This is a genomic window from Buchnera aphidicola (Artemisaphis artemisicola) (assembly GCF_005082365.1).
GTDB classification, from domain to species: Bacteria; Pseudomonadota; Gammaproteobacteria; order Enterobacterales; family Enterobacteriaceae; genus Buchnera; species Buchnera aphidicola_AR.
Genome location: NZ_CP034900.1, coordinates 345,179 through 365,323, shown reverse-complemented (window position 1 = coordinate 365,323; position 20,145 = coordinate 345,179). Strand labels below are relative to the sequence as shown.

The following is a 20,145-nucleotide window of genomic DNA, read 5'->3' as shown; positions in this document are numbered from 1 at the left end:
TTATATAAAAAAATAATGCAAAATTTAATAGATACTCTAAAAAAAATAGAAAACATTTTATGTTCTTTAGAAACTATAACAAATCAAGAATATAAAAATTTATCAGACTTTAATAACAATGAAAATATATTAGATTTTATGAAAAAAAAAGTATTATTAAAAAAATATTCTAAACTTAATGAAGATAGAATCTTATTTGAAAAAGAATACGGCATATTTTTACCTTATAAAAATCATTATATATTATATAAAAATTGGACAAAAATAGTAAAAAAATGTTATCTATTAAAAAAATTAAATATTAGAAATAAAATCCTTATCAATAAAAAATTTTACTTAAATCAAAAGTTTTTAGAATTACTGCCTAATTATACTGCATCTGTTAGTTATGATGCTGAAGGGAACTTGCAAAACTAATAAACATTATTATTTTTATTCAAGAGACCAATTTAAATTTTGACCTGATAAAAAAGGAATAATTATATTTTTTTTATCGATATTAACTTTTTTAATAATTGTACATGGTTTTTTAATAAGTGTTATAGTTTCTTTATTAATAGGAAGATTGTAAAATTTAGGACCATTTTCAGAACAAAAAGATTGAAAATATTTTAAAGCATTCATTTCTTCAAAGACATGCATATAACATAACAAAGAACAAGGGGCATTAAATATACCAGCAGATCCAAAAAAATTAATTTTGTTTTTGCATAGATGAGGAGCTGTATCACTTCCTAAGAAAAAGTGTTTATCTCCTCTAGCTATAACTTCTCTTAAAGCTTCCTTATCAGTATTTTTTTTTAAAATAGGTAAACAATAAAGATGAGGTTGAATTCCGCCAATAAACATATCATTTCGATCAAGCATTAAATGATGTGGCGTAATAGTAGCAGATAAATATTTAGGATTACTCTTTTTCACATATTCTACAGAATCTTTAGTTGTAATATGTTCTAGTACGATTTTTAATTTCGGAAATTTTTTTCTTAAAGGTTCTAAAGTATTTTCTATAAATTTTAATTCTCTATCATAGATATCAATGTTCTTATTAATCTCTTCACCATGAACTAACAATGGCATCCCTATTTTTTCCATACACTCTAGAACAGAAGTAATACAATTGATGTTTTTTATTCCTGTTCGAGAATTGGTAGTGGAATCATTAGGATATAATTTAGCTGCTATAAATATTTTTTTTAAAAAACCATTTCTTAATTCTTTAGATTTTGTAAATCTAGTTAAATAACAAGTCATTAATGGTTGAAATTTATATTTCAATTTCATTGAATTTAATATTCTCTTTTTATAATGAATACTTTTTAAGCAATTTGTAATAGGATTATCAAGATTTGGCATGATCAAGGCTCTTTGGTAAAATTTTCCAGTATAATGAATAACTTTTTTTAAAATTTTTTCATCTCTTAAATGAACATGCCAGTCATCAGGTTTTATAATAGTTATTTTTTTTATAAATTTAGACATATTTTTTTATTTTTTAGTTAGTTTAGTAATAATTATTAAAAAGATATAAATGTAGCTTAAAAAAATTTTATTAAATTTTTAACATATAACATGTATATCTTATTAAAATTATTAATAAGTCTTTTTATATAGTATGGATTGATTTAGAATGAATCCTTTGAAATCTTTAATATCAGTAAGTTTTATTACTTTAATATCTCGTATTTTAGGCTTTATTAGAGATATTCTAATTGCTAGTACATTTGGAGCTTCTATTTTTACAGATGCTTTTTTTATAGCTTTTAAAATTATTAATTTATTACGTCGTATTTTTTTTGATAATTCCTTTTCTCAAGCTTTTATTCCTATATTAATGGAATATAGAGTTTATAAAAGTGAAAAGTATGTACAAAATTTTATTTCTTCTATTTTTGGTTTTATGATCTTTTTTTTATTTCTATTAACAATACTAGGCATATTTTTTTCTCGTTTTTTTATTTTAATTAGTGCACCAGGTTTTTTAGAAACACCTGAAAAATTAATATTATCTATAAATTTATTAACTATAATGTTTCCTTACATTTTATTAATTTCTTTATCTTCATTATTTTCATTAATTTTAAATAGTTGGAATTATTTTTTTATTCCAGCTTTATCGCCAATATTTTTAAATATTAGTATTATTGTTTTTTCTTTATTTTTTAGCTCTTTTTTTTATCCTTCTATTATTGCATTAGCATGGGCAGTCATCATAGGTGGTATAATACAGTTAGTTTATCAATTGCCATATTTATATAAAATACATATGCTAGTAATACCAAATATAAAATGGAAGAATATTGGTTTGTTAAGAATTCTAAAAAAAATGGGTCTTAGTATTTTAGGAATTTCTGCAAATCAAATTTCATTAATAATTAATACTATTTTCAGTTCTTTATTAAACGCAGGATCGATATCTTGGATTTATTATGCTGATCGATTAATAGAATTTCCAGTAGGAATATTGGGTTCTTCATTAAGTACTATTTTATTTACATCTCTTGCAAAAAGTTATAAAACGGATGCAAAATCAGAATATAAAAAATTAATTCATTGGTCCTTGAGTATTAGTTTAATAATATCTTTGCCACTTTCTTTTTTGTTTTTTTTTCTTGCAAAACCGATTATTATAGTTCTTTTTCAATATGGAAAATTTACGGATTTAGATGTTTTAATGACAGAAAAAACATTAGAAATATATGCTTTAGGTTTAATTTCATTTATTTTAGTAAAAATTTTGGCTACTGCTTTTTATGCTTCTGAAGAAATTTATATTCCTATGAAAATTTCATTGTTTACAATTTTTTTAACTCAACTGATGAATCCATTTTTAATATTTTATTTTAAACATACTGGTCTTGCTTTATCTATTAGTATATCTAGTTGGATAAATTTTTTACTACTTTATCGAAAGTTAAATCAAAAAAAAGTTATATATTTTCAATATAAAAAGTTAATTTTTATTATAAATATTATTTTATCAACATTATTTATGATGTTAATTTTATTTTGTATACTATATTTTATGCCTTTTTGGAATATAGGATCTTTTTTTTATAAAATACTTCGTTTATTTTTTGTTTTATTTATATCCGGAATTGGATATTTATTTATGTTGCATTTTTTAGGAATACATGTATTAAATTTTTCTTATAAAAATTATCGTGCATAATAATATTATATCAAAGATATATAAATGTTTTATAATCATTGTTATATGATTAGTATAATATTTATTATATAATATTTTTACATAAACAACATTTAAAGTTAATTAGTTATTTTTTGAATTATATTATATGTATAATATAATTTTTTTATATAATTTATCATTCATCTAAAATCATGGGGTTTCAAATGAAAAAACGAGCTCTTGCTATCGCTTTTTTATTAGCAAGTTTAGTTGCGTCTGTGCAAGCTGAAGAGAAAAATGGATGGTATCTAGGTACAAAAATGGGATGGTCTCAATTTGATCCTTTAAAACATATCACTAATAATAAAAAAACTCAAAATGATAATTTACAAGAAAAATTTAGCGCACCAATTTTAGGGTTATTTTTAGGATATGAATTCAATCCTTATTTTAGTCTAGAAATAGAAAATTATACTAATGGTTTTTCTCCTCATTTAATGTTCCAAAAAGATAGCAAAGAAGAACAGCATAATAATTTGCAATTAGTAACAAAATTATCATATCCAATAACAGATGATTTTCATCTTTATACAAAGTTAGGTGGAATATTATCTTGGGAAAAACTTGTTTCTAAAAATGATTTAAAAAACATTTTTAACAAAGAAAGCCCATTATTACCTAGCTTTTCTTTGGGTGCTGAATATATTTTTAATGAAAAATTTATTACTAGATTAGACTATACTTGGAATAATAGCATTAAAAATATGATTGATTCATCTATTAAGCCTTCTTTAGGAGATGCTGTTCTGTCTTTTGGGTGGAAATTTGGAAAACCTTATTTAGATGATGCTTTTGCAACTTATGATTCTGAAGAATCCAATACTAAGTATAGCATTCTAAATGAAAATATTAATTTTTCTTTTAATAGTTCAGAATTAAAACCAAATTCTTATGATAAACTTGATCAATTAGATGCTGATATTAAGAAAATGAAATTGAAAAACGTTTCTATTATTCTTTTAGGACATGCAGATAAGATAGGCAATAAAGAATACAATCAAAAACTATCTGAAGATCGAGCTTATAGTATTAAAAATTATTTAGCATCTCGTGGTTTTTCTCGAGAAAATATCACTGTTCAAGGTATGGGAGATTCTTATCCATTAACTAATCAAGTATGTAAAGATATAGAAAATCGATCTCTATTAATTAGTTGTTTGGCTCCAGATCGTCGTGTAGAAATTGAAGTTTTATCTGATATTCAGTAAAATTTTTTGTAATATTAACTATGTTACTAATTTTTTTACATAAGGAAGATTTAATGATTGAATTTTTATGTATATTTTAATTTTTTAGTTTTCGGAGAGAGAGAGATTCGAACTCTCGGACGATTACTCGTCGGCGGTTTTCAAGACCGCTGCCTTAAACCACTCGGCCACCTCTCCAATAATAATAATAATAAATTAAAAAATAAAAAATTAAAATAATTTTAATGATAAATCATTATTTTATTTATTGCAAAGATAATTTTGCTTTTATAAATTAATTTTAAAAAAATTTTTTTTTATTTGTAATTTTTATTTTTTTTTTCTATAATGTATATGAAAGGCGTATTGACAGATTGGATATGTAGCGGATTGCAAATCCGTATAACCCGGTTCGATTCCGGGATACGCCTCTAAAAAATATTTTAGCCCGGATGGTGAAATTGGTAGACACAAGGGACTTAAAATCCCTCGGCTTTAGAGCTTTGCGGGTTCAAGTCCCGCTCCGGGTACCATTGATTTATTTTAGAAAATCTTGATAAATTTTATATTTTTCTGTTTTTTTTAGTATGCCATATTTTTTAAATGTCTTAGATAATAAAAAATTATAATTAAAGCAAGTATTAACTACAAATCTTAATTCTCCTTGTGACGTTAAATATTTTTTAGAATTATAGATTATCTCTTTTATTATGCTAAAATTAATGTATAAATTATCATGAAAAGGTGGATTAGAAATAATTAAATCAAATTTTTGAAATACGTTTGAATAAACATTACTTAATATTAATGTTCCTTTTAATGAGTTTTTATTTAATATATATTGACTACAATTCAATGCAGCTATGTCATTATCTATGAGTGTAATTTTTGCTTTAGGAGATCTATAAAGCACTGATACTGATAAAAACCTGTTCTACAACCTACATCTAAAACTCTTCCAGTTATATTTTTTGAAAAAGTAGATGCAAGTAACTTTACTGCCTTCGTCTATTTTTTTATGATCAAAAACACCTGGCAAAGACTTAATAGAAAAATTTTTCCAACAATGTGTTTTAAAAAAATCTTTTAATATAAATTTTTTTTGTTTTGTTAACAAACCTGACATTAATATAGAATGTTTGGCATTGTCTAATTTTTCTAATTAAATCCAATTTGTTAACATTAATGGTGGACTTTTTACTCCACTAGAATTTTCTCCTACAATAAATATTGTAGTTTGAATGGATGCATTTGCAATAAGATTAAAAAATTGAAATTGCGCTTCAGATTTATTTTTAGGCCAATAAAAAATTATTGTATTGCAATTTTTAATCATTTCTTTTGAAATTAATAAATTATTATAAATATAAATATTTTTTCTATTTTTGATATGTTTTTTAAAATTTATATATATATTATATTTTTATAAATTTATTTTTGTACTAATAGTAGAAAGATATAAAGGAAAATCATTATTTATATTTCCTAAAAAAAATACTTTTTTTGTTTTAAATATTTCGTTTTGACGTAATATAAGTTTACTATTTTGAGAGAATAACAAAATAATGTTTTTCCTATAAAATGATTTAATTTTTTTTAAAATTATAAAAATATTTTTTATTTTTAATAATAAATAGAATTTGTTATCGAATAGTATTTATACTATAATTTAATTATATGTATTTTTTTAAAATTTTAAATGTTCAAAAAAATATAAAATTATATATTTTTGATATACATATAAATATATATTATTGAGTAATCAATATGTCAAAAACATCTATTGAACTAAAAGGTAGTAATTTTACACTACTAGTAATGTATTTGTATGATCATGATATAAATTTAATTAGTGAATCAATATATAAAAAAATTCAAGAATGTCCAAAATTTTTTAAAAATGCACCTGTTATTGTTAATATATCAAGTTTATGTAATAAAGCAGACTGGAAAAAAATACAAGAAATTATTATTTCTTATGGTTTTTTTGTGGTAGGAGTTAGTGGTTGTAAAGATAAAAAATTAAAAAAAATTATTATTAATTCAGGTGTGCCTGTTTTATCAGAAAGTCAAAGAAAGAATAAAAACATTATTGATGATATTTTTAATATTTCTCAAGAAAATACAAAAAAAGATATAATAAAAAAAATTGAAAAAACTCATATTATAGATTTACCTGTACGTTCAGGTCAAAAAATTTACGCAAAACATGCTGATCTGATAGTTGTTAATAACGTTAGTGCCGGAGCTGAATTAGTAGCAGATGGTAATATTCATGTATATGGCATAGTTCGTGGCAGAGTTCTTGCTGGCGCTGATGGGGATACAACAAGAAAAATATTTTGTACAGTTCTTTTTGCTGAATTAGTTTCTATATCTGGAGAATATTGGTTATCAGATCAAATTCCAGAAAAATTTATTGGAAAATCAGCTCAAATTTACTTAAAAAATAAATTTTTAACTATAAATTCTCTCAGTTAAGTATATTTTTTTAAGGATATTTTTATATGACACGGATTATTGTAGTAACTTCAGGGAAGGGAGGTGTAGGCAAAACTACTTCAAGTGCAGCTATTGCGACTGGTTTAGCACAAAAAGGTAAAAAAACCATTGTTATAGATTTTGATATAGGATTAAGAAATTTAGATTTAATAATGGGATGTGAACGTAGAGTTGTATATGATTTTATTAATGTCATACAAGGTGATGCAACACTTAATCAAGCATTAATAAAAGATAAACAAACAAAAAATTTATTCATTCTTCCTGCATCGCAAACTAGAGATAAAGATTCTTTAACACATATTGGAGTTGAGAAAGTGTTAAAAAAACTTGAAGAAATGGAATTCGACTTTATTATTTGTGATTCACCAGCAGGAATTGAAACTGGTGCTATTTTAGCAATATATTTTGCAGATGAAGCTATTATTACTACTAATCCTGAAGTTTCTTCAGTTCGAGATTCTGATCGAATACTAGGAATTATTGCATCTAAGTCAAAAAGAGCTGAACAGAACAAAACTCCTATAAAAGAACATCTTTTATTAACTCGATATAATCCTGCACGTGTTAAAAAGGGAGAAATGTTAAGTATGACAGATGTTTTAGATATTCTTCGTATACCTATTATAGGTGTAATTCCTGAAGATGCATCTGTTCTTCGCGCTTCTAATCAAGGAGAATCTATTATATTAGATATTAATTCTTATGCCGGTTGTGCTTATCATGATACTGTTAGTAGATTATTAGGCCAAGAATGTAAGTTTCGTTTTATCGAAGAAACAAAAAAAAGTTTTTTACAACGTTTATTCGGGAGATAGATATGGCTTTATTAGATTTTTTTTTATCCCGGAACAAAAATACAGCTAATGTTGCAAAAGAAAGATTGCAAATAATTGTTGCAGAACAAAGAAAATATAAAGGCGAACCAGATTATTTTCCTCAATTAAAACGAGAAATATTATCTGTAATTTGTAAATATATTAATATAGAGCCAAATATGGTAACAGTACAATTAGAACAAAAAAAAGAAGATATTTCTATATTAGAATTAAATATTATTTTACCTGATTAAATTACTAAATAAATATTTTAAATTTAAATATATAAAATTAAATTAATTATTTGATTTTTAAAAAATTAATATTTTAATATATATTTTATATTTTTATACTAATTAAGCACAATCAATACTGAAGTATATTTAATATTTCAGTATAGATTGTTTTATAGTTTTTAGAAATGTTTAAATTTTCTAAAAATTATTATATAAATAATTTATTTGACTATTTTTCAAACAAGATATTTGAAGCGTTTTTATTTTTAATAAAACAAAGGGAATAATATCTTTTGCATTAGGAAAAAAAAATTTAAATTTATTTATATCTAAAATATTTTGATTTTTAATATTTTCCCATCCATTTCCAATAAAAGTCCAATTTTTTTTTAAATTATTAATCTGGTTTTTAATCAGATTTATATTTATTAAAGATTCTGTATCTTCTCCTATCCAAGTAGATTGACTAGTTCTTATATATTTAGCCCAATATACTTCTGTTTTTTTTGCATTAATTGCAACTATAATATATTTTTTTTTATATTTTCGCCATGCTTTTTCAGCCATAATTGCTAAAGTAGATATAGCAATTATAGGAATTTTTAAACTTATAGATAAGCTATGTGCAACACTAGCTGCAATACGTATTCCTGTAAAATTTCCAGGTCCTTTAGAAAAAGATATATAATTTAATTCTTTACATGTTATTTGATTTTGATTTAATATTTTTTGAATCATTGGTAATATTTGTATTGTGTGTTTTTTTTTACATATTTCTGATATAGAAAAAATTTTTTTATTTTTATATAAAGCAACTGAACAACAGTCTATTGAACTATCAATTGCTAAAATTATTTTAGACATGCTTTTCTCAGTAACTAATTTTATAATTTAAAAAAATATTTTATTTTTTTAATAAAATATTATTTAAAATTTTCATCTTGATTTTTTGTAATTCTTACTAAATCAATACGATATTTTGTTGCCTGTATAATGTGAAAATGAAAAGGATCAATATCGATAATTTCTCCTGGAAGAGGGAGTTGGCCTTTTTGAGCAATTAACAAACCGCCTAAAGAAGCGTAATTTTTTTCTTTAATTAATTGTTCAGTATTAAGCAATTGTTGTAAAGAATGCAGATCAGTTTCACCTTTTACCAACCAACTATTATTTTCTTGTATAATATCAGGTGTTTCATCAGCATCTGGAAATTCTCCTGCTATTGCTTCTAAAACATCTAATGGAGTAATTAATCCTTGTACTACCCCAAATTCATTGCTAACAATTACAAAACTGCCTTGGGCGCGACGAAGTACACCAAGAAGATTAATAGGATCTAAAGTGTCTGGTATAATAATTGGTGATATTTTACTTGCAAAATTTGATACATCTATTTTTTTTTCAATAGCAACGAGTAATTCTTTAGCACGTACTATTCCTATTATTTCATCTAATTCGCCTTTACATACTGGAAATAAACTATGCGGAGTGTCTAATAATTGCATACGGATTTCATCAGTATTTTTTTCTGTATTTACCCAAGAAATATTTCCTCGTGGCGTCATAATGCTTCTGATAGATCGTCCAGCTAAAGTTAAAACACCGTTAATCATATATCTTTCTTCATCTTTAAACGTTTCTATTTCTGTAGAAGATTCAATAGATTCTGTTTTTTTATTATTATTTTCTATTTTTTTTGTTTGTTTTTTTTTGTTTTTTTCTCCTATCATCATGCGTAAAATAGCTTCAGCTGCTCTTTGTCTCATAGGTCGTCTAGATTGATTTTTCATAAAATTATGACGAGCTATTTGATTAAAAATTTCAATTAAAATAGAAAATCCTATTGCAGCATATAAATATCCTTTTGGAATACGAAATTGTAATGCTTCTGTTACTAGGCTAAAACCAATCATCAATAAAAAACTAAGACACAGTACTACTACTGTTTGATGTAAATTAATAAAATTAGTTAATTTTTTTGATGCTAACAACATCAATATAGTTGCTAGCACAACAGCTATCATCATAATTAATAATTGATTAACCATTCCAACAGCAGTTATTATTGCATCTAATGAAAACACTGCATCTAATACAACTATTTGAATTACTACAGCCCAAAATCCAGCATAATTTTTATTTTCTGAATTTTCATGATAATTATTTTCTAATCTTTCATGTAGTTCCATTGTAGTTTTAAATAATAAAAAAAAACCGCCAAATAAAAGAATAACATCACGTATTGATAAAGAAAAAAATTTATTATGAATAATCGGAGAAGTGAGTGTTACAACCCAAGATATTAATGTTAACAATGCTAAACGCATTATTAGGGCTAATCCTAAACCAATTAAACGTGCTTTATCTCTTTGATGAGGAGGTAATTTTTCTGATAAAATTGCTACAAATATTAAATTATCAATTCCTAATACTACTTCTAGGATAACTAGTGTTAATAAGCCGGCCCAGGTTGACGGGTCTAAAAAAAACTCCATCAGAAAAACTCCATAAAAAAAAATAGGACAGCATAATGTTTGATAAGTATAAGATATATAATAGATTATATCTAAAGAATTAAAACAGTTTTTTTAGATAAAAGACCATTCGAATGAAAAGATTTTGAGAGAATTCATTTTTGAAGTTACTATTTTACATTATAAATAATTAGTAATTTATTGTTTTAGTTTTGTAAAAAATAATTTTTTTTAAGTTTCTTGATTGAAAATAGCTTTTAAAAATTTTTCCTTAATTAGAATTATTTTTTAAATAAAAAAGATCATTATATTAAAAGTTTTTTTCTATATTGCATTATAAATTAATGTATTAAAAAGATATATTATTTTTTGAGATATAAGTTTTAGATTTATTTAAATTTGTATTTATTTTGATAAATAGCAACAACTTAATGAAGTTTATAATACTTTATTATAGTAAAGTATTTATATATAAAAATCAAGTTTAATTGATTATATAAAAATATTTTTTGTTATATTAAAATATTTATCTCTCTTAATAGAAAGAGTAGATATTTTCTATTAAGAGAAGTATATTTAATTATATATATTCTTTATTATGTAAAGCTTGAATTCGTTGTTCTAAGGAAGGATGAGATGAAAATAATTTTAAAAAAGAATTCGATTTTCCATTAATACATAATGCAATCATACTATCAGATTCTTGAGGTTCTTGGCTAGTTTTTAAACGATTTAATGCAGCAATCATTTTTTCACTACCTACTAATTTTGCAGAACTAGCATCAGCATAAAACTCACGATGTCTAGAAAACCACATAGTAATAATGCTAGCTAAAACACCAAAAATTAATTCTAAAAATGTAGAAATTAAAAAATATACAAATGGATTTCGTTCTGCTGTATTGTTCTCTTCATTTCGATTAGATAGTAGTATACTACTAATTATTTGTGAAAGAATACGAGATATAAAAATTACAAAAGTATTGACTACACCTTGAACCAATGTCATGGTGATCATATCACCATTAGAAATATGACTAATTTCATGAGCGATTACAGCTTCTGCTTCATGACGAGTCATGTTTTTTAATAATCCTGTAGAAATAGCAATTAAAGCCGAATTACGACGTGCACCTGTTGCAAATGCATTAATATCAATTGCATCATATATTGCTATTTGAGGCATGATGATGCCTTTTTTAATAGACTGTTCACGAATAGTATTAATTAACCAATTTTCCATTTCATTACTAGGATGAGTAATAATTTTCCCATTGACAGATCGCAATGCAATCCATTTTGATAGAATTAAAGATAATATAGAACCACTAAAACCAAATAAACTCGATATGATTAATAAACCATATATACTATTAGAATGAATGCCTGTTAAGCTCAGAATGAGACTAAATATTAACATAACTGCTAAATTAGTTAATAAGAAAAGAATAATACGTATCATAAGATATTATCTTCCTCGATTAGCAAAATAAATGTTTATAAAATAAATAACATAAATATTTATAAAATTAAAATTTTTTAATATATAATTTGACTAATATAATATAATTATATTTATATCAATATTAAAAAATTAAATTTTAAGCTAACATAATTAACTTAATTAAGTCAAGACAGATAAATTTTTATAATCATTTTAATTAAAGGAATGCCAATAGCGATTATCACGAATAAGCAGTAAATCTGAATTTTTTGGCCCCCAAGTACCGGATGTATATTTTTGAAGAGTATTTTTTTTTGTTTTTTTCCATGCATCTATAATTGGATCAATCCATCGCCATGCTTCTTCTACTTCATCTCGACATACAAATAAAGATTGAATTCCTCTCATACTTTCTAATAATAATCTTTCATAAGCGTCAATTAAATTTTCTGAATATTTTTGATGTAAATCAATAGATTCTAAGTAAGAATTATCTAGTTTATATTCTTGATCTAATCCTGGTGTTTTATGAATAAAATTAAATTTAATGTTTGTATCTGGTTCTAAACGTAAAATCAATTTATTTTGTGAAGATTCTAACTTTAAATTTTGAAATAAATTTACTATATTTTTTTTAAAAACTACTACTATTTCAGAATATTTTTGTGCTAATCGTTTTCCTGTTCTTAAATAAAATGGAACACCTAACCATTTATCATTATTAAGATGAACTTTAATGGCAACAAAAGTTTCAGTTTGACTATTTTCATTAGCACCATATTCGTTTAAATAAGAAAGAACTTTTTTCCCTTTAATTGTTCCAGAACAATATTGTCCTCGTACTGTTCTTTTGTTTATATTGTTGATGTCAATAGGTTTTAGAGAACGTAGTATTTTAACTTTTTCGTATTGAATGCTTTTAGAAGTAATATTTTTAGGTGCGTCCATAGTAAGAATTGTTAATATCTGTAAAAGATGATTTTGAACCATATCTTTCATTTGTCCCATAGCATCAAAATAATTCCATCGACCTTCAATTCCTACTTCTTCAGAAACTGTAATCTGAACATGATCAATCGTATGACTATTCCAATTTTGAAAAAAATATGAATTAGAAAATCGTAAAGCAAAAAGATTAAGTATAGATTCTTTTCCTAAATAATGATCAATACGGAAAATTTGAGATTCTAAAAAATATTTAGAAATTTGATTATTAATTTTTTTTGATGTTTCTAAAGAGATTCCTAATGGTTTTTCTAAAACTATGCGTGCTGGAATGAGATTTAAATTAGCATTTCCTAAACCTATAAAAATAGAATTCAATGTATCAGGAGGAACAGCACAATAATAAATAATTACATTTTTTTTATGTTGTAATATTTTTTTTAGTTCTAAAAAATGCAGTGGTTCATAGACATCAATATTACAAAATGTCAAACGAGAGCTAAGTTTTTCCCAAACATTTTGATCCATTTCTTCATTTAAAAAGTTTTTTATTGCTGTTTTTACTATTTTTACGTAATCTTTTTTATTCCAATTAGCTCGACCTGAACCAATTATACGTGTATTTTTATGTATTTTTTTATGTTTTTCTAATCTATATAAAGCAGGTAATAATTTTCTTTTTGTTAAATCTCCTTTAGCACCAAAAATTACTAAATCGCAAGCTTGATTCGTTTCTATAATCATAATTATCTCTTTTTCTTTTAGATTTATATAGAAAAATTTTACTATAAAAATTTTGATAAAAATTATACTATTATTTTTAGATTATTATTTTTTATAATATACTATTTATATTAGTAAAAATTTTACTAATTTTACTAAATAACTAAATAAATACAAACAAATATTTTTTATTGTTGATATTTATTTGCAAGATTCAAAAAAATAATTTTATGTAAATTTCTAAAAAGGTATACTTCATGTTAAATAGATTAAGAAGAACAAAAATTGTAGCTACTTTAGGTCCTTCTACAGATATTGATAATAATTTAGAAAAAATAATTCGTTCTGGAGCTAATGTTTTACGATTGAATTTTTCTCATGGTACAGAAAAAGAACATAAATTAAGAGCAAAAAAAGCAAAAGAAATAATGAATTATTTAAATTACCATATCGCTTTGCTTGGTGATTTACAAGGGCCTAAAATTCGAATAGCTAAATTCAAAAAGAATAGTATTTTTTTAAATAAAGATGATTTTTTTATATTAGATTCAATTTTAGAAGAAAATGATGGCGATCAAAATAGAGTAGGTATAGATTATAAGAAATTACCATATGATCTAAAAGTTAATGATATATTATTATTAGATGATGGAAGAATACAATTAAGAGTTTTAAAAGTAACTCATAATGAAATATTTACTAAAGTAATTATAGGAGGTATTCTGTCTAACAATAAAGGCATTAATAAACTAGGAGGAGGTTTATCTGCTAATGCATTAACCGAAAAAGACAAAAGAGATATTATACTTGCAGCTGAAATTGAGGTGGATTATTTAGCAGTTTCATTTCCAAGATGTAGTAATGATATAAACAAAGCTAGAATATTAGCACAAGAATCTGGTAGCAATGCTAAAATTATTGCTAAAATAGAACGTGCTGAAGCTGTTATGAATCAAAATATTATAGAAGATATCATCTTGGCATCTGATGCGATCATGATAGCAAGAGGAGATTTAGGTGTAGAAATTGGAGATTCTGAACTGGCAGGTATTCAAAAAAAATTAATAAGAACTGCTAGACAGTTAAATAGAGTAGTTATTACTGCAACACAAATGATGGAATCAATGATTTTAAATCCCTTACCTACTCGTGCAGAAGTAATGGACGTAGCTAATGCTGTTTTAGATGGCAGTGATGCAGTTATGCTTTCAGCTGAAACTGCATCCGGTAAATATCCATCTGAAACTATTGTAAAAATGGCAAAAATTTGTCAAGGAGCAGAAAAAGTACCAAGTATTAATGTATCTAGACATCGTCTTAATGTAAAATTTAACAATATTGAAGAAGCAATTGCTATGTCAGCTATGTATGTTGCTAATCATTTAAAAGGTATTACAGCAATTATTACAATGACAGAGTCAGGAAACACAGCTTTAATGACATCTAGAATTACATCTGGATTGCCTATTTTTGCTTTATCAAAACATAAGAAAACGTTAAATTTAGCAACTCTTTATAGAGGCGTTATTCCTATATATTTTAATAGCACAAAAAATGGATTTGAAGCTGCTAATGAAGCAATTATTCTTTTATGTGCAAAAGGTTTTTTATCTTCTGGTGATTTAGTTATTATAACTCAAGGTGATATTATGGGAAAAATAGGAAAAACTAATACTAGTAGAATTTTAACAGTAACATAGTCTTTATAAATTATAAATAAAAATTATATGTATTATAGTGAATGTATTTTATTTTAAATATTTTATTATTTTTTTGTTTCGTTGTTTCTTTTCAGATCTTAACAAGATTTTAATCTTAAAGGATTAATTGTTTAATTATTTTATTTAAATTTAATAACGTAGATGTCAACTAGTAGTACAACCTGTATTTCCTAATAAAGTAATTCTTTGTCCTATCTTTATAATATACCCTATTTTAACTAAAATCTTTTTAAGAAATAAACACTTAATAAATTTATTATGTATATTAAATCTATAAATATTGTAAAAATTATTATTAAAATAAAGTATAAAATAATTTTTTTTAAAGTTATTAAATCTTATACCTAGTAATACATTTTTATTATTTAATAAAATATATAAAAAAAGCTAAAGTAAAACTACTTTGTTATTTAGTTTTTAAAAATCTACTTGTCATTAAGTTATATTAATTTAATCTTGATTGTAATGAGCTTTAAAAAAAATAGAGTTTTTTTGAATTAATGTTTTTTTACTTAAAAAGTGATTATTTTTAAAATATTTTTTTTATGGTAATTAGAAATATTTCGTATTAATGTTAATAGTTAACTAGTTTTATTTATTTTTGAAGATAAAAATAGATAATAATTTTGTTTATTAATTAAATTATTATGATTTTTTATATTTTTATTTTTATTATTTATAATTTTATGTATTATTTAAATTTTATTATTATGTTATTATGTTATCAAAATTTTAAAAAAAAGCAGCAAAGTGACAAATAAGCATATTATATAGTACTATAAAGTAGTAAGAAAATAAATTTATTAAAAAGAAGTATATCGCGATAATATAAAAATATTATTTTAAAAATATTTTGAAATAAATTTTTCTTAATATGTTTTAAACATTTCAAGAATCTAACAATATAAAAATATATATATTTTTATATAGAAAAATTTAAAAAAATAAAATTTTTTTCAATAAACTAATCTTGTATAATTTTAAAAAATAATTTACAATTTCACTTTATAATTGATTGCTATATAATCATTATATAAAAACAAATTTTATATATTATAATTAATAAAAATTATTTATCAATTTATGTCAAAACTTATTCAGTTAAAAAATGTTTTTGTAAATTTATCTAATCGTTCTATCCTTTCTAATATATCATTATCTTTAATTCCTAATCGTGTTCTTACGTTAATTGGACCTAATGGAGCTGGCAAGTCTACTTTAGTCCGTATTATTTTAGGTTTAATAAAACCTAGTTCTGGAACAATTATACGTTTTTATAAATTATCTATTGGTTATGTACCTCAAAAATTATCACTTAATACACTATTACCAATCACAGTAGAAAGATTTATAAAATTGTCTAAAAGAAATAATAATGCCAAAATATTAGAAATATTAAAACGTGTAAAAGCAGAATCTTTAAAAGATTGTCAATTACAAAAGTTATCTGGTGGAGAAATGCAAAGAATTCTTTTGGCTAAAGCATTGTTAAATAATCCTAATCTGCTTATTTTAGATGAACCAACACAAGGAGTTGACGTAATAGGACAATTGGATTTATATAAATTAATCAATCAAATTCAACATGAACTAAAATGTTCTATTTTAATAGTTTCTCATGATTTGAATTTTGTTATGGCTAAAACAGATGATGTAATTTGTTTAAATAACCATATTTGTTGTTCTGGAACTCCAGAAACTGTTTGTAACAATTCAGAATTTATTTCTATGTTTGGATTAGAACGTGTACAAGATATGGCTATTTATCATCATCGTCATAATCATACTCACCATTTTTAAAAATATATTAAAATAAAACGATAGAGTAAATTTTATGTTTGAAACAATTTTTTCAGGATGGTTAGCAGGCATCATAATAGCTTTTACCACTGGTCCACTAGGTTCATTTATAGTTTGGCGTCGAATGTCATCTTTTGGTGATACTTTATCACATTCTTCTTTATTAGGAATAGCTATATCTACAATATTTAATATTAATTCTTTTTATGTTCTCTTTTGTTTAATGAGCTTTCTTGCAATAGTTATAGCATGGTTGGAAGAATTATTACCTTGTTCATTGAATACTATTTTAAGTATAACATCACATAGTGCATTATCCTTAGGAATAATTGTTATAAGTTTGATGTCTTCTAATGATCAAGTACATATTACTAATTATTTATTTGGCGATTTGTTATCTGTAAAAAAATCTGATCTAATTATTATGGCAATAAGCAGTATACTTGTGTTAACTATTTTGTTTTTTCATTGGGAAAATATTTTATTAGCAACTATTAATGAAGAATTAGCTAAAATAGATGGTGTAAATATTTTTTATGCTCGTTTAACTATTATGTTAATGAGTGCCCTAACTATTTCTATAGCCATTAAATTTGTAGGGGCGCTATTAATAACTTCTTTACTTATTATTCCACCTGCAACTGCACAACATTTTTCAGGTTCTCCAGAAAAAATGATTATCATTGCTATAATTATTAGTATTATATCTGTTACAGGAGGAATATTTATGTCTATTTTATTTAGTACACCAGCTAGTCCATCTATTGTATTGTGTGCTTCTTGTCTCTGTATATTAAGCAATATTAAAAACCATATATTTTCATAAATAAAATATTTTATTTATTATTTTTTATATTTTTTATACCCAGTTCCTTTAATGTTTCTGAGTCTAATGTACTCGGAGTATTTGTCATTAAACAAGTTGCAGACGTTGTTTTAGGAAAAGCAATAACATCTCTAATATTATCACTTTTAGTTAAAAGCATTACTATTCTATCTAATCCTAAAGCTATTCCTGCATGTGGGGGAGCGCCATATTCTAATGCTTCTATTAAAAAACCGAATTTTTCATTTTGTATTGATTTCTCTATTCCAATAATATCAAATACTTTTTTTTGTATATCAGCGTTATTAATTCGTACAGAACCTCCTCCAATTTCATAACCATTGATTACAAGATCATAGCTTTCTGAAATAGCAAGTGCAGGTGACTTTTGAAATTTTTTTTCATGATTTTTCTTCATAGAAGTAAATGGATGATGAACAGAAGAAAAATTTCCATTTATATCTTGTTTGAACATAGGGAAATTAATTATCCATATAGGTTTCCAATTGTTTTTTTCAGTAATATTTAGATCATTTCCTATTTTTATTCTAAGCATACCAAGAGATTTATTAACAATATGTTCTTGATCGGCAATTAAAAAAAGTATATCTCCTTCTTTAGCATTACTTTTTTTAATTACTTGCTCTATAATTTTTTTACTTAAAATATTTTTTATTGAGCTATATGTATTATATATATTATTATTTGACTCAATTATTTTTATGTAAAATAGTTTTTTAGAATTATATTGTTTTACATATTCATTGTAAACTTTAATGTTTTTCCGACTTATTTTTGCTCCTTTTGGAATGCATAGTAATCCTACTCTATTATTTTCGTTACAATTCATATCAAAATATGAAATAAATTCTTTATTTTGAAATATTTTAGATACATCAATAATTTCTATTGGATTTCTTAAATCCGGTTTATCTGATCCATATTTTTTTATAGATTCATCAAAAGATATTATAGGAAATTTATTTAACTTGACATTAGAAATTTTTGACCAAATTTTTTTTATTAATGTTTCTGTTAAATTTCGAATTTTGTTAGCGTTCATAAAAGAAGCTTCAATATCAATTTGCGTAAATTCTGGTTGTCGATCTGAACGTAAATCTTCATCACGAAAACATTTGACTATTTGATAATATCTATCAACACCAGAAATCATTAATATTTGTTTAAACAATTGTGGAGATTGAGGTAATGCATAAAATTTTCCATGATAATTACGACTAGGTACTATATAATCTCTTGCACCTTCCGGTGTAGATTTTGTCAAAATAGGTGTTTCAATATCTAGAAAATTTTTTTTTGTCATAAATTTTCTTATTAAATAAGTTACTTGATTTCTTACTTTGAGATTTTTTAAAATATTGAAACGACGTAAATCTAAATATCGATACTTTAATCTCGAATCATCATGATTATAATCAGTGTAATTTAATGGTAATGGTTTAGAAGTATTTAAAATATTTAAAGAATTTGCTAAAATTTCTACTTCTCCAGTTTTTATTTTTTTATTTATATTTCTTTTTTCTCTTCTTTGCACTATGCCAGAAATTTGAATACAATATTCATTTCTTAAATTTAAAGCTTTTTTAAAAATCTTGTTGTTTTTAAATTCAAAAAGAATTTGAATAAGACCAGTATAATCTCTCATATCTATAAAAATAAATTGACCAAGATTTCGTATTTTATGAACCCAACCACATAATTTTACTATTTTTTTTAAATGGATTAATTTAATGTTTCCACAATATTTAGTGCGCATAAATTCTCTTTAAATTTTTATTTTTATAACAAAAATTTTTTAATGATTTTAAAATAGATTTTTTATAAAAGTTATAGATAAGTTTTGAGAAGTGAATTTTTATTTTTAATTTAGAAAATCATTGATTGATTATTAGTGTTTAGTTGTTGAAGTTTAATTTTTTGATTTTTATTTCTTTTAACGACTTCTAAAAATAATTCTACCTTTAGTTAAATCGTAAGGTGTTAATTCAACAGTAACTTTATCTCCTGTTAATATTCTAATATAATTTTTTCTCATTTTTCCTGATATATGAGCTGTAATAATATGTTTATTTTCTAGTTCAACACGGAACATAGTATTAGGCAGTGTATCTATTACTACACCTTGCATTTCAATGTTTTCTTCTTTAGCCATTTTTTTCTCTTTAAAAAAATTATTTTACATATAAATTTCTTGCAGTCTATCAGATACTAGTCGTATTGACTAGTATGTTTTAAATAATATTTTTTATATATAA

The 20,145-nt window shown here is 23.6% G+C and carries 19 protein-coding genes and 3 tRNA genes; 11 read left to right on the top strand and 11 right to left on the bottom strand.

Annotated features, from left to right (window positions below; translation table 11 throughout):
• Positions 1-15 precede the first annotated feature (15 nt).
• Positions 16-417 (top strand): flagellar export chaperone FlgN, encoded by a 402-nt coding sequence (flgN, locus tag D9V59_RS01690; protein WP_158364491.1) that lies wholly within the window; start codon positions 16-18, stop codon positions 415-417.
• Positions 418-432: 15 nt separating this feature from the next.
• On the opposite strand, the gene pyrC is transcribed toward flgN, so the two are convergent.
• A complete protein-coding gene (gene pyrC / locus D9V59_RS01685; RefSeq protein WP_158364489.1) occupies positions 433-1,482 on the bottom strand; it encodes a dihydroorotase in 1,050 nt (349 codons plus the stop codon).
• Positions 1,483-1,630: 148 nt separating this feature from the next.
• Between pyrC and murJ the strand changes: the two genes are divergently transcribed.
• Positions 1,631-3,172, top strand: a complete 1,542-nt coding sequence (gene murJ / locus D9V59_RS01680) for a murein biosynthesis integral membrane protein MurJ (protein ID WP_158364487.1) — start codon at positions 1,631-1,633, stop codon at positions 3,170-3,172.
• A gap of 185 nt (positions 3,173-3,357) precedes the next feature.
• Positions 3,358-4,401 (top strand): OmpA family protein, encoded by a 1,044-nt coding sequence (locus D9V59_RS01675; protein ID WP_158364484.1) that lies wholly within the window; start codon positions 3,358-3,360, stop codon positions 4,399-4,401.
• A 92-nt stretch (positions 4,402-4,493) separates the two neighbouring features.
• Here D9V59_RS01675 and D9V59_RS01670 read toward each other — a convergent pair.
• Positions 4,494-4,578: transfer RNA gene (locus tag D9V59_RS01670), tRNA-Ser, on the bottom strand.
• A 162-nt stretch (positions 4,579-4,740) separates the two neighbouring features.
• Here D9V59_RS01670 and D9V59_RS01665 point away from each other — a divergent pair.
• Both D9V59_RS01665 and D9V59_RS01660 read left to right on the top strand, forming a co-directional pair.
• A tRNA-Cys gene (locus tag D9V59_RS01665) sits at positions 4,741-4,811 on the top strand.
• 15 nt (positions 4,812-4,826) lie between these two features.
• A tRNA-Leu gene (locus tag D9V59_RS01660) sits at positions 4,827-4,913 on the top strand.
• Between the two features lie 5 nt (positions 4,914-4,918).
• Here the strand turns inward: D9V59_RS01660 and D9V59_RS03165 are convergent.
• From D9V59_RS03165 to D9V59_RS03155, 3 genes are read right to left on the bottom strand one after another with little or no spacing between them, the layout of a single operon-like run.
• The gene (locus D9V59_RS03165) at positions 4,919-5,293 is read right to left on the bottom strand and encodes a methyltransferase (RefSeq protein ID WP_158364482.1); all 375 of its coding nucleotides are present in this window, start codon (positions 5,291-5,293) and stop codon (positions 4,919-4,921) included.
• 21 nt (positions 5,294-5,314) lie between these two features.
• Positions 5,315-5,506, bottom strand: coding sequence for a hypothetical protein (locus tag D9V59_RS03160; RefSeq protein WP_158364480.1), 192 nt, complete (start codon positions 5,504-5,506; stop codon positions 5,315-5,317).
• Between the two features lie 36 nt (positions 5,507-5,542).
• A complete protein-coding gene (locus tag D9V59_RS03155) occupies positions 5,543-5,788 on the bottom strand; it encodes a hypothetical protein (protein WP_315984423.1) in 246 nt (81 codons plus the stop codon).
• Between the two features lie 359 nt (positions 5,789-6,147).
• Here D9V59_RS03155 and minC point away from each other — a divergent pair, with 359 nt between their 5' ends.
• From minC to minE, 3 genes are read left to right on the top strand one after another with little or no spacing between them, the layout of a single operon-like run.
• Positions 6,148-6,861, top strand: coding sequence for a septum site-determining protein MinC (minC, locus tag D9V59_RS01635; RefSeq protein WP_158364474.1), 714 nt, complete (start codon positions 6,148-6,150; stop codon positions 6,859-6,861).
• A gap of 26 nt (positions 6,862-6,887) precedes the next feature.
• Entirely contained in the window at positions 6,888-7,700 is an 813-nt protein-coding gene (minD, locus tag D9V59_RS01630; protein WP_158364472.1) for a septum site-determining protein MinD, read from the top strand.
• 2 nt (positions 7,701-7,702) lie between these two features.
• Positions 7,703-7,954, top strand: coding sequence for a cell division topological specificity factor MinE (gene minE, locus D9V59_RS01625; RefSeq protein ID WP_158364469.1), 252 nt, complete (start codon positions 7,703-7,705; stop codon positions 7,952-7,954).
• 180 nt (positions 7,955-8,134) lie between these two features.
• Here minE and tsaB read toward each other — a convergent pair whose 3' ends face one another.
• From tsaB to zwf, 4 genes are all read right to left on the bottom strand, one after another.
• Positions 8,135-8,800, bottom strand: coding sequence for a tRNA (adenosine(37)-N6)-threonylcarbamoyltransferase complex dimerization subunit type 1 TsaB (gene tsaB, locus D9V59_RS01620; RefSeq protein WP_158364467.1), 666 nt, complete (start codon positions 8,798-8,800; stop codon positions 8,135-8,137).
• A 59-nt stretch (positions 8,801-8,859) separates the two neighbouring features.
• Positions 8,860-10,431 (bottom strand): TerC family protein, encoded by a 1,572-nt coding sequence (locus D9V59_RS01615; RefSeq protein WP_158364465.1) that lies wholly within the window; start codon positions 10,429-10,431, stop codon positions 8,860-8,862.
• Between the two features lie 559 nt (positions 10,432-10,990).
• Positions 10,991-11,872 carry a protease HtpX gene (gene htpX, locus D9V59_RS01610; RefSeq protein ID WP_158364463.1) on the bottom strand — a complete coding sequence of 294 codons (882 nt, stop codon included), beginning with the start codon at positions 11,870-11,872 and terminating at the stop codon, positions 10,991-10,993.
• A 195-nt stretch (positions 11,873-12,067) separates the two neighbouring features.
• Positions 12,068-13,543, bottom strand: coding sequence for a glucose-6-phosphate dehydrogenase (gene zwf / locus D9V59_RS01605; protein ID WP_158364461.1), 1,476 nt, complete (start codon positions 13,541-13,543; stop codon positions 12,068-12,070).
• A gap of 236 nt (positions 13,544-13,779) precedes the next feature.
• On the opposite strand from zwf, the gene pyk reads away from it, so the two are divergent.
• The 3 genes from pyk to znuB all read left to right on the top strand — a co-directional run bounded on the left by pyk (position 13,780) and on the right by znuB (position 17,869).
• Positions 13,780-15,222, top strand: a complete 1,443-nt coding sequence (gene pyk / locus D9V59_RS01600) for a pyruvate kinase (protein WP_158364459.1) — start codon at positions 13,780-13,782, stop codon at positions 15,220-15,222.
• A gap of 1,104 nt (positions 15,223-16,326) precedes the next feature.
• Positions 16,327-17,043 (top strand): zinc ABC transporter ATP-binding protein ZnuC, encoded by a 717-nt coding sequence (gene znuC / locus D9V59_RS01595; RefSeq protein ID WP_158364457.1) that lies wholly within the window; start codon positions 16,327-16,329, stop codon positions 17,041-17,043.
• A 34-nt stretch (positions 17,044-17,077) separates the two neighbouring features.
• Positions 17,078-17,869 carry a zinc ABC transporter permease subunit ZnuB gene (gene znuB, locus D9V59_RS01590; protein ID WP_158364455.1) on the top strand — a complete coding sequence of 264 codons (792 nt, stop codon included), beginning with the start codon at positions 17,078-17,080 and terminating at the stop codon, positions 17,867-17,869.
• Between the two features lie 10 nt (positions 17,870-17,879).
• Here the strand turns inward: znuB and aspS are convergent, their stop codons facing one another.
• Positions 17,880-19,646, bottom strand: coding sequence for an aspartate--tRNA ligase (gene aspS, locus D9V59_RS01585; RefSeq protein WP_158364452.1), 1,767 nt, complete (start codon positions 19,644-19,646; stop codon positions 17,880-17,882).
• A 177-nt stretch (positions 19,647-19,823) separates the two neighbouring features.
• Positions 19,824-20,042, bottom strand: coding sequence for a translation initiation factor IF-1 (gene infA, locus D9V59_RS01580; RefSeq protein WP_158357699.1), 219 nt, complete (start codon positions 20,040-20,042; stop codon positions 19,824-19,826).
• Positions 20,043-20,145 lie beyond the last annotated feature (103 nt).